Here is a 7,509-nt window from a genome sequence, read left to right on the forward strand (position 1 = left end):
TTTTGTTTTTTATCCTGTTTATTTCTAATAGCGTTAAATGTTCTTCTCAATGAAACTGTGATGTCATGTTGCAAATCTTCATAGTTATCTAAAAAGATAGTTGTTGGTTTTCCTGTTTGTTGAGTAATAAATGTTTCACTTGCTTTTTTAGCATTAAAAATAATCCCAATCATTTTTTCCATTTTCTTTGGATCATTTGCAGACCATAAACTGATTAACTTTATTGTTTCAGCTTCTAAAGGAATTTTACCTGCATTTCCGTTTGATACTAGAAATTCGCTTGCATTAGCTACAATGTCTTGATTTTGTTTTTGTAGAACATTTTGAGAGAAATTAATTGATGAAAAATCAAGCATGCTTGTATCTTTATTAGTATCTTTATTAGTATCTAAGTTAGTCTTATATAGATTGTGTCCGATTTCGTGATGTCCGCTTGTATCAAGGGTTTCAGCCATTTCTTGTCGGCGTCCGATTTCGTGATGTCCGCTTGTATCAAGGGTTTCAGCTGTTTTATTATTTTCTTGTCGGCGTCCGATTTCGTGATGTCCGCTTGTATCAAGGGTTTCAGCCGTTTTATTAGCAAAATCCCGTTTAATATACACGTCTTTTGCTGTAACTTCTAAATCATCAAGGTAAAGTCGATTGGGTAAATTTTTCTTTTTCTTGGGATCAAATCCTTGCTTGATTTGAAATAATAGTCCTGCTATATATGATCCATTATACCATTTAACAAAAAAACAGCCCCCATTATCCAACTAGTAGATAACGAGGGCTGTTTTAATAGTCTTTTCTAGGGGTCATTATATAATTATAGCCCCTAAACAAACATCTTTTGTAAAAAGCCTTTTTTCTGTTCTTTCAACAAATCTAACTTACGTTGATGAAGAGCGATAGTGTCGTCGAGTTGTTTGAAAAATGAACCAATTTTTTGCTGTTCTTCCTGACTAGGTTTATAGATTTCAAATTCTGAAAATTTAGAAATCCAATGACGTTCATGACTTTGAGGTACATATTTTATATTCTTCAACGTATTAAACATAAAATAGAAATTGTCAGAATTATCATTCAAACTAAGTAATTTCATTGCGGAACTCTTAATCTTAAAAGGGAAATCTACATAATGAGAACCAGTTGTAAAATCATCAAATATAATAACTGGATTCTCTACGGTAGCATTTTTAATCCCAGTAATCTCATCTGTATAGCCCAATAAGAAACTCTTACCTGCTGTTAAAACAGGTGTATTAAAAGTGTCATCATACTCTGTAGATTTAACAATATATTTTGTTGGTTGCTCATAGTTAAATATCTCCCCCAACTTACGCTGTTCCCAATCGTCAGCAAACCCCGCAAATCGCAATTCAGGAATTTTTTCTCCAGCTTTTGGAAACATTTTTTGCAAGTAGCCTTTTTTCTGTTCTTTCAACAAATCTAACTTACGTTGATGAAGAGCGATAGCGCAATCAAGTTGTTTGAAGAATGTCCCAATTTTTTGTTGTTCTTCTAATTTTGGATATAAAAGATTTACTTGTTTTAGATCAGAGTTATGCAGATGAACTACAGATTTTCCTTGAGCTCTCTTCGACATTTCTTGTCGTTGAGATCCATTAGAAATAGTTAAAGCTAAAAAAATAGAATCAATATAATTTACTGGTTTAATTATATTTAAATCTCCGCCTAAAATTAGACCTGATTTACCAACAACTGAAGCTCTAGAAATATCTTCTGAAGATTCTCCTGATGCAGGTACTATGACTTCAGATCCTTCACTAATTATTGAGTTATCTTTCTTATTTACAAATGTATCTACTTTCTCAATAACTGTTTCATATTTTGTATATAAGCGACCATATAAAATTATTGGATCTCCAAATTCGACTAAATCATTTTTTGTATATCCATTGCCTTTTGAAAAACTAGCTAATTCACCCAACTTACGCTCTTCCCAATCGTCAGCAAACCCCGCAAATCGCAATTCAGGAACTTTCTTTTTAACTGAATCATCTATTTTCGCCATAGTCCCCACCATTTTCTTGGTTTTTCTTGTTCTTCTATCCTTTTTTGATCTTTGATTTGTTCCTGCAAATTTTCCAACTTCTCTTTAAGAGCGTTCACTTCATCTTTATATTGATTGTCTAAGTGTTTGAATTGTGTTTCCTGTGAGGGCATTTTGAGAACTTTTAATCTGTCGTTTTTTGCTTTGTATTCTTCTAACAACTTTTTATCTTGTAAGGCTAATTGTTGTTGCTGGTCTAACAAATTTTGCGTTTGTTTTTGTGCTTCCACTAAACTTTTTATTTGTTCATCTTTATTGGTATTTTGAGATTCAAGATATTCAATTTGGTGTTTAAGACTGTTTAAATAGCTATTTAAAGTGCTGTTTAATTCAACGCCTTCAACACTTGTATTTCCTTTTATATTAGTGTTTTCTTGGTGTTTAACGGTATTTAACTTACTGTTTAAACTACTGTTTAATTCAATACCTATATTTTCTTTTATTTGTTTAACCGCTTCAGCGGTTAATAGCTTCATACTATTATTTCTAACTACATATTCGCTTGATATTTTAGAAACTTGATAATGAATTTTATTCTTGCTAACTCCTAACTCATCTGCAAGTTCTCGAATCGTTTTTAAATTGTCACTCATGATCTATATCCTGCCTTTTAACGATTGGTAGATACTGTTCAATCGATTTTTTAAGATACTTAGCAATATTCTTTTTCGAATAGTCATCTTGTTTGTCTCTGATATAGGCTAAGTGTTCTTTCACGCCCTTTAAACCACGTAATTCTTTTAATTCGTCATAAAGTGGATATACATTTTTCTGTAACCCTGACAAAATAGTCGTATCCGTTAAATCAATATATGACAATAAAAACTGCTCCATAAGTAACTTTGTATAGGGACTTTTTATTGCCTTAACAGTCAACATATCTTCTGTTTCTTCTTGACGAATCTTGCCCTCGATATAAACGGGATCATCCTGTTTATAACTACTATCAGCCGCAACTTGTTTTTTAGTAATGTGAAAGACAATGCTATCAATGCTGCGCCCTTTTTTAACTTTTTCGTACGTCACATTAAAAGTTGTATTATTTGTAATTTCTTCAATACCATTTTTTAAAATTCTTTTTTCAAAATTTCTAAAATCCAGATACTCATCTATCGTATCTGTCATTTCTCGTAAATCTCGGATACTAATTTCAGGATTACGATAACTATCAATTTGGTCTTGTCTCCGACCACCTTTAAAGCTGTAATGCTCGTACTGGTTGTAATTCATCGATAACCAACGGTATAGAATAATGGCATACTTGCTATTTAATTCTGCGATGTCTGACAAAGCATGTTGCGTAAAATTGTTTTTAAGATTGATTAAGTAAGGCATGATTTCACGATGAAATTCAATTTTTACTTCGTCACTATAATCCGTCCATTCCACATAAGGGATTGGCACAATACTAACAAACTTAAACCCTTTATCTTGTTCTTTTTTAATCTGAAAAAAAGCTTGTTTCTGCATTCTTTCAATCGCTTGTTTAAATCGGCTATGTTTATCGTTATCATTCACCTTAAAGAAAGCAAACATTTCTTGCTTTGATAAATAAACCGTTTGATCTTGAGGTGGGTTTTCTGTATCGATTAAAGAAACAGCTAATTCAAACATTTTAAGCGGCGTTTTATCCATTTTGGCAATGGATGTGATTAAGCTATTGTGTTCGACCACTTTTCTTTTTGATAATTCATTCAAGGTCTGCACCTGCCTTGTCTTTGATTCTGATATAATGGACATATAGATACACTCCTTTGGGCGTGTTGTTGGATATAAGCATAAAGAAAAACTTTTTGTCGGGAATTTCTTTATGCTTTTTATTATAGCATTTTACGTGTACATGAAAAAATAAAATGTACACGTATGCACAGTATTTTGTACACGTATGCACAGTATTTTGTACACGTATGCACAGTATTTTGTACACGTATTTAGCTTTGAAGCATTGCTAATGCTCACTTTATAACCACGCAAAAGAACAAAAGATTAAAATATAAAAGATAAACTTATAATAGGCTTCGCCTTTTTATTGAATTAATAAAAACAAAACAAAAAGAACACCGTTGTACATAATGTTTGTCCAGAGTGTTCTTTTTGTTTGGCATTATTTTAAATGATGGATTCCTGGTTATGTAACCTAATTGCCCCTTATTAAGCCAATAGCGACGTTTGAATCTATTTGATGATTATTTCTACGTCACATGGTTAAAAACGCTTAGACGAGCAAATAGGCCGTTATAACGTTAAAGACTTGGCCCTTTAAAAATATCACGCGTTAATTCAATGATTCGATTAATTAATGCTTTAACTTGTTCAATACCCCAATCTAATCTAGTTGGCGCTATTTTCGTATCTGGATCTGCTCTAGCTGTCGTCAGTGTCTTTAACCAGGTCTGGGCTACTTTTTTATTTTGAGTGAGTTCTTCATGATCCAGCTTATAAAGAACATACCGAGCCTCCACATCAGTATGCGATAGTTTGTCGACACCATAATCATTTTTAAGCATGTCACGCATCACATAGTCCATTTTTTGCTGTTCTCGCTGCCGCTTCTGAAACATTTGATGAGTTTCTTTCAGGTTTTGATAGTCAGCTTGGATGTCAGCTAATTGCGCGTTGACTTGGCCTAACGTTTGCTTGAGTTCTCGTGTCTCATGCTGGCTTTGCAAGGTGGCTTTCTTCATCGTGGCTAACACACTTTTAAAGCGATCTAAGTCATCTGGTTTAAGCACCGTCTTACCAAAGAGGTTTTTAGATAAGTCTTGTTTAAAGGCATCAATTTGTTTTTCGGCTAAGTCCAATTCCGTTAAGGCTTGATCCGTGATTTTAAGTACGGCCTGTTTCGCACGAATATTGTCTTCAATATCGGCTAGTTCAGTTTTTAAAGCGTTAAACTGATCGTTGTATTTTTTGATTTCAGCGACATTCTCAAACGGTAAGGTTTTGTTATTTAAAATCCCTTGTTCATAAAAGGGCAGCACTTTTTTTAAATGCTCATCTAAATCCTCATGAAAGCTTTGCAAATCATGGCGCGTGAGGACTTCTTTAGCGGATACTTTATCACGTGCTTTTTTATTATCAAAAACCACTGGGACAAAGGCATAGTGCAAGTGAGGGGTTGTCTCGTCATAATGTACGACAGCGGCCACGGCATTTTCTTGACCATAACGGTCATTCAGAAAATTAGTGGTTGCTTCAAAAAAGGCGCTCTGTTGCTCGTAGGACGCTTCTGTAAGTTCTTCAGGTAAAGTGACAATCCAAGTCGCTAACGCCTTCACATCGTCTCTTTTCATGCAATAAACGTCATTTAAACGCGCATTGAAGCGTGACAGCATATCAGAACCATCCGCCATCAGATCTTGATTTAGATAGGTTTTCGACACATCAATTTCTTTGTTAGTGTGATGGTCGGTTTTACGTTCAAAGTGAACCGCTAAACCTGGGACTGCGCCACGCGTATTTTTCTTTAAATGCGCCATCAAAAATGCCTCCTCAAAAAGGGTTTTCCAAGACCAGTATAACACCGTTAAAAATCTGGTATAGCCTGTTATACCAAAATAATATTTTGGACAGGCTCTGCGAGGCGCGTCATCGCCAAGCGATGACCGTAGCGTTTCCCCTTCTTACTGGGGAAACTGCTATTTTACAGCGCCACTTATCCGGCTTGTAAAACCTCTGGCGGGTCACGCCGTGACGGGGCAATTTATCATTGCAGGATCACTTTCAGTGAGAGCATGTCATGCAGAACGCTACCCGCGTGGGGCAAGCTGGTGTCAGCTTAACCCCATAAAAAAATAAGTTGAGATAGTATCTGTATCTCAACTTATTTTGAATGCTAATATAATTTCTCATCGTATTAAGTTATGACCAATATTTCCTGTAAGCAAACTACACGCGTTTTTTTGGTAACAATTTTAATAAATCTACACTGGTATGGATTGCTCAGAAGTCAATAAATTGGACTATTTTTATTTGCCACTTATTATTTTGATAAGTCTAACTATTGCTTTTGGCATCAAAAGTGTCTTAGCGATATTGGTACTAATTATTCTGTCACTTACATTAGCATTATTTATTGCAAAATAAAAAGCAAAGCTTTTATAAAAAAAGTCTTTACCTTTTATTTTTCCCAAGTCATACGATACTCTTTTGAATCAGTCTCAGTATCCATACCTACACTGTCTATGATAAAATCTTTATTCTCATAAAAATTAACGGCATTAATATTATCTACATAGACTGAAAGTGTTAATTTGTCGTTTATTTGTTTTAGGTAATTAATTAATCGGCTACCAACACCTTGCTTTCTGTAGTTCATGTCAACAAATAATCCAGCTATGTAACCATCTAATTCGCCTAAAAAACCGATAATTATTTCATTATTCCTATACACAAAAATATTTGCTTCAGGCAACATTTTTTTAATGTTCACAAATTGATTTTTCCAATACTGAGCGGGAATAAATGAATGTGCTTGTAAATTGCCATTCAACCAAATCTGTGCCAATTGTTCTAAATCCCTGTCTGAAAAACTGTTTAATTTTGTAATCATTGTAGCCCCCTTTTTCCTAAAACAAGTTTAATAAGAAATAGGAGAGGATTCAATTATCTAAAACTAGGAAATGATATTAATTAATCATATTCTTTTCCATTTATTGTTTCACATATTGTTTCTACACTTATTAGTTCCATTATTTCCACTCCTTATAATTTAAAAATATTCTAATTCTAACAATCGTTTATTTAAGTTACCTAGCGTTCCATATTTTCGTATTAACACTTTAGTTTCTTGTTCATTTTGAGCTTTACTTATCACTCTATTCTCGCTTTCTGCATTATCTAATTGTTGCTTTAAAAACTTTTTATTCATTTTTCTGTCCTTTCTTTTAAACACATTTTTTTTAGGTGTTGAGTGAGTGAAGCTGGATTGATGATTATTTTTAAGTTATTAAATTATGTACATAGATCACCCCCTTTTTTTATTTTGATAGTTCATTTTTTCCAGTGCGTTTTCGGTCGTTTGCTGTGATGAAAACAGATAAAAAACATAAAAAAAATACAAGGGCGAACTTGTGAGTTTATATACCCTTTTATTTTTGACTGTTTTTGATATGGTAAGTGACAGTAAACAGACGTATTACGCAGTGTAAAATGAGCTTTCTAAAAAAGGTAGTATGATACATAATTTAATTGTTTAACTTCAAAATAATCAGAAAAAAAGGACAAGATATTATCTTGTCCTTTGATTTTAATTGCCTTTAATAACGCTTCTAAGGCATTTTTAACATTTTACTAGTCTTTGTACTTTGTTGCTTTTAAAGTTTCTCTATGGCTCTTATATGAGCTAATTTAGCCATTTTAACTTAATGATTGCAAGTATTCGCTGTACCACACTTCAAAAGTATTTCTCATTGCGCCAAAAATGTAATTTTCAGGATTAACTTTTTGTTTTT

At 33.3% G+C, this 7,509-nt stretch carries 8 protein-coding genes; all 8 read right to left on the reverse strand.

The window, feature by feature from the left end:
* On the reverse strand, positions 1-755 hold a 755-nt coding region (locus AC1RPK_RS07470; RefSeq protein ID WP_481761984.1), incomplete at its 3' end, for a plasmid replication initiation protein.
* 62 nt (positions 756-817) lie between these two features.
* Positions 818-2,017, reverse strand: coding sequence for a restriction endonuclease subunit S (locus AC1RPK_RS07475; protein ID WP_224143287.1), 1,200 nt, complete (start codon positions 2,015-2,017; stop codon positions 818-820).
* The gene (locus AC1RPK_RS07480; protein WP_481761985.1) at positions 2,005-2,649 is read right to left on the reverse strand and encodes a hypothetical protein; all 645 of its coding nucleotides are present in this window, start codon (positions 2,647-2,649) and stop codon (positions 2,005-2,007) included. Before AC1RPK_RS07480 ends, AC1RPK_RS07475 begins: the two co-directional genes overlap by 13 nt.
* Positions 2,642-3,796, reverse strand: coding sequence for a RepB family plasmid replication initiator protein (locus AC1RPK_RS07485; protein ID WP_481761986.1), 1,155 nt, complete (start codon positions 3,794-3,796; stop codon positions 2,642-2,644). The genes AC1RPK_RS07480 and AC1RPK_RS07485 overlap by 8 nt, the downstream gene beginning before the upstream one ends.
* A 503-nt stretch (positions 3,797-4,299) precedes the next feature.
* A complete protein-coding gene (mobV, locus tag AC1RPK_RS07490; protein ID WP_481761987.1) occupies positions 4,300-5,535 on the reverse strand; it encodes a MobV family relaxase in 1,236 nt (411 codons plus the stop codon).
* A 489-nt stretch (positions 5,536-6,024) separates the two neighbouring features.
* A complete protein-coding gene (locus AC1RPK_RS07495) occupies positions 6,025-6,189 on the reverse strand; it encodes a hypothetical protein (RefSeq protein WP_013102110.1) in 165 nt (54 codons plus the stop codon).
* Complete coding sequence (locus AC1RPK_RS07500) at positions 6,177-6,608, reverse strand: GNAT family N-acetyltransferase (protein ID WP_220741389.1); 432 nt, start codon at positions 6,606-6,608, stop codon at positions 6,177-6,179. The genes AC1RPK_RS07495 and AC1RPK_RS07500 overlap by 13 nt, the downstream gene beginning before the upstream one ends.
* A 159-nt stretch (positions 6,609-6,767) precedes the next feature.
* Positions 6,768-6,926, reverse strand: coding sequence for a hypothetical protein (locus AC1RPK_RS07505; RefSeq protein WP_185931198.1), 159 nt, complete (start codon positions 6,924-6,926; stop codon positions 6,768-6,770).
* Between the last annotated feature and the right edge of the window lie 583 nt (positions 6,927-7,509).

The organism is Dellaglioa sp. CoH-55-MRSF-6, from assembly GCF_056782215.1.